Annotated in this window: 3 protein-coding genes; 1 reads left to right on the top strand and 2 read right to left on the bottom strand. The window is 59.5% G+C overall.

Annotated features, from left to right (window positions below; genetic code table 11):
* The first annotated feature begins 237 nt into the window (after positions 1-237).
* Entirely contained in the window at positions 238-1,650 is a 1,413-nt protein-coding gene (locus ACKVY0_RS00015; protein WP_409212727.1) for a sulfatase, read from the top strand.
* Positions 1,651-1,674: 24 nt separating this feature from the next.
* Here the strand turns inward: ACKVY0_RS00015 and ACKVY0_RS00010 are convergent, their stop codons facing one another.
* Positions 1,675-2,928 carry a formylglycine-generating enzyme family protein gene (locus tag ACKVY0_RS00010; RefSeq protein ID WP_409212726.1) on the bottom strand — a complete coding sequence of 418 codons (1,254 nt, stop codon included), beginning with the start codon at positions 2,926-2,928 and terminating at the stop codon, positions 1,675-1,677.
* A gap of 93 nt (positions 2,929-3,021) precedes the next feature.
* Positions 3,022-3,782, bottom strand: a 761-nt coding sequence (locus ACKVY0_RS00005) for a hypothetical protein (protein ID WP_409212725.1), incomplete at its 5' end; no start/stop codon positions are given.

Below are 3,782 nucleotides of genomic sequence, written 5' to 3'. Positions count from 1 at the left end.
CCCCGCTGTCAAACCTCGAACAGAATGATGGTCACAGAATGATTCCTGAATTTCCGGACACTCTCATCATTTTGTAACCATCATTCTGTAAATTCAAAGATGCGAATACGCGGCGGCGTTATCTGACTGGCGTGCGGCCCGTCTGTTCCTTGATCTTGCCGCCTGGCTCCAGCAGCAGCAGGACATGGCCAGGGACGACCGCACCAAGTTCGCTCTTCCGGCGCCCGTTTCCCTGTCATGAAGGCCATCTGCTCCCTCGTCCTGCTGCTACTCGGCTTGTTACCCGCCACAGCGGCTCAGAGGCCATCGAACCTCGTCTTCATCCTCACCGACAACCAAGGTGCCTGGACCCTCGGCTGCTACGGCAACCCCGACATCCGCACCCCGCACATCGACAAACTCGCCGCCGAAGGCATTCGCTTCACGCATGCGCTCAGCAGCAACCCCGTGTGCTCCCCAACCCGCGCTACCTTCCTCACCGGCCTCATTCCGTCGCAGCACGGCCTGCATTCCTTCCTCGATCCCAAATTCATGATGGGACCGGCGGCCTACAACACGCTCAACGAATTCACCTCCCTCGGCGAAGTGCTCCGCGATGCCGGTTATACCTGTGGCCTCAGCGGCAAATGGCATCTCGGCGCGAACATGACGCCCAGCGAAGGCTTCACCACCTGGACCACCAAGCCCGACGGCAGCACCCGCGAGTTTTACGACCAACAAATCATCGAAGACGGCCAACTGCGCAACGAACCCGGCTACACCACCGACCTGTGGACGCGCAAAGGCATCGAGTTCATCAAGCAGCACAAAGAGAAGCCATTTTTCCTCTATCTCGCCTACAACGGCCCCTACTCGCTCGGCAAGCTCATGCTCAACGAGTCCAAGAACCGCCACGCCGCCTACTACGCCGACAAAGAGCTGCATTCCTTCCCGCGCGATGCCATGCACCCCTGGCAGTTCGCCAACAAAGAATTCCACAACACCGCCGCCGCACGTCGTCGCGTGGCCTGCGAAGTCAGTGGTGTCGATGATGGCGTGGGCGCGATCATGGCCGCACTCAAAGCCAACGGCCTCGATGACAACACCCTCGTCGTCTTCTCCAGCGATCAAGGCTGGATGGGCGGCCAGAACGGCATGTGGGGCATGGGCGACCACTTCCGCCCCATCGGCGCACACGAACTCATGATGCAGATCCCGCTCATCATCCGCCAGCCCGGCCAAATCCCCGCCGCGCAGACCTGTGATGCCCTCGTCAGCAACTACGACTTCATGCCCAGCGTCCTCGCCCATCTCGGTCTCGCTGAAAAAATGCCGCAACAGCCCCAATCCCCCGGCCGTGACTTCTCCCCCGCCCTGCGCGGCCAAAAACTCACCAACTGGGACAACACCATCTTCTACGAAATGGAAACCACCCGCGCCATCCGCACCCAGCGCTGGAAATACGTCGCCCGCTTCCCCAGCGGCCCTTTCGAACTCTACGACATGCACTCCGACCCTCTGGAACGCTTCAACCAATACGGCCAGCCCGGCACCGAGGAAACCAAAGCCGACCTCGCCAAACAGCTCGACGCCTTCTTCACCCAATACGCCGATCCAAAATACGACATCTGGAAAGGCGGCACCTCCAAGGCCAAACGGCACGCCCCTTGAGATCAAACCGCAGGCACTAGATGACTACGGTGCCTTTTGTTCCAGCACCACACGGAAGCCACGGTCATCGAAAAGGCGACCGTCAGGCTTGGTGAGAACGCGGTTGGAAGATTGCAAATCACGGGAGCCACGACCGCGCCAGGAACTGCCTCGAATGGCGCGATCTATCTTTGCTGCATTCCACCAGTCCTCCACACACTCCCACACATTGCCACCCATATCGTAAAGGCCGTGTTTGTTGGGCTTGAAGCTCATCACCGGTGCCGAAGTGGGGAAGCCATCGGTATAGCCGTCAACGAATGTTTCCTTCGGGAATTTTTCTTTCCACGCAGTGTCGGCGTAGTTCCCCGCTCTATCTTTGGTCTTCGGCGGGAAGTTGCTCCCCCAAGGGAACTCATTTTCCAGTTTGCCGTTTAAACTTTCAGGCGTGCTGTCTTTCGTCCATCTCTCCTTGCTCTCGATTCCCGCAGCGATGCTCCATTCTTTGTCCGTGGGCAGACGATAAGTGTTACCTTCCTTTCTGCTAAGCCATACACAGAAGGCCCGTGCGTCCTCGTAGCCAACGCTCACGACCGGATGGTCATCTTTGTCGCTGACCGGGATGCCGTCCGCTTGCTGGGTCTTCCAGTCCCCCTTCACGTTGGGCACTTCATTGGAAAATTTGGCATAATCCTGACGTCGCGTCTCATGGATACAGAACAAGACATCCGTACCTCTCACCGGCACAAACTTCATACCCAGGCTGTTAGTGAACTCCTTGCCAACTACTAGAGGTGTCACCGCTGTCCCCTGTCCTTCACGATATTGCATGACTTCCTTCGCCTCCGCCAGGCGGTCGCCCTTGGTCAGGGTGCTCTCCAGCTCTTTCAGCTTCGCAGTGTAGGCAGGCAGCAGGGCTGCATGAGCAGCCGTGCGCTGCTGGGCGAGTTTCGCCGACTCCAGGCGGTAAACGGCGTGCAGTTTCTTCAAGGAGGCCGGGGTCGTCTCGTCATCCTTCTCCGGCAGCGGCTGCTTGCTGCTGATGAGCTTCTTGTCTTCCTCAATCGCCAGCGCCTCGGGCAGTTTCCCGGCTTTCTTGGCCTCATCTCCGGCACTGGTGAGTGCCATCAGGAACTTGGCATTCAGTGCTTCCATCCCCATGTCATACGGAGTCGTCACACGCTCAGCGACGAGAAACTCATACTGCTGCTGCAACGCCATCAGCTCCGGCGGCGACGCAGCATGCACCGTGTTGAGGAGGGCAACGAATAGAACAGCAGGGAGGAGTTGGCGGATCATGGCGGGAGAGGAATGTAGTGATGAGCTTTAGCTCGCTCGGTGAAAGCGTGGCAGCAGGTGAAACAGAAGTCGAGCTAAAGCTCTGGAGTGCTTTTAACCTCCCACCACGATCTCCACGGTGTTGCTCCACTGGCCCACCTGCGCATCGCCCACACGGTAGATGGCGCGGTATTTCCACTTCGTCGGCGTGGCGGGCAGCAGGTAGGAGTCGGTGTAATTCGGCGTGGTGTCGTAGGTCAGGAAGACCCAGCCTTTGCCGTCGTTGCGGTCCACCTGGATTTCCAGCATGTCGAGGAAGGCGCTGAAGCCCTGCCAGCCCCAGCCGATGAGCACGGCGCTGCCGACGATGGCGAGCGTGAGCACGGCCTGGATGATGGCGAGGTCCGGGCCGGTCTGCACGGTGCCTTCGATGCCGAGGGCCTGGCCGATGGTGGGAGTATAATTCTTGCTGGCCTTGAGGCGCTTCACCAGCTCACGGAAACGCCGCACGATGCCAGCGGGCACCGCAGCGGGGAAGCCGGCGGGAAGCTCGGGCACGATCTGTCCGGCAGGAGCAGAGTCGCCGCCGTCGCGCTCGTAGTTTTTCTCGGCAGTCCAGCCCTGCGCGGCATTCTGCATGTTGCCGCAGAAGTCCACGATGGCACGGAAGCGGGTGGCATCGGCGGCCTGCTGCACGATGTCAGGGTCATTGGCGGCGATGCCGAGACCGGCCAGATACTGGCCGACGTTGTCACGGAAGAGGACGAACAGGCTGGCTTTGCCATTGTCGTCGGTGGGCATGAAGTCTGATTTAGGCATGGTGTGTTTCTTGGGTTTCTGGGTTGGAGCAGAAAGGATCTGGCCGGGATAAGGCT

It is taken from the genome of Prosthecobacter sp. (genome assembly GCF_046154365.1).
Taxonomy (GTDB): domain Bacteria; phylum Verrucomicrobiota; class Verrucomicrobiia; order Verrucomicrobiales; family Verrucomicrobiaceae; genus Prosthecobacter.
The sequence above is the reverse complement of the archived record's forward strand: the minus strand, read 5'-3'. Positions and strand labels throughout refer to the sequence as shown.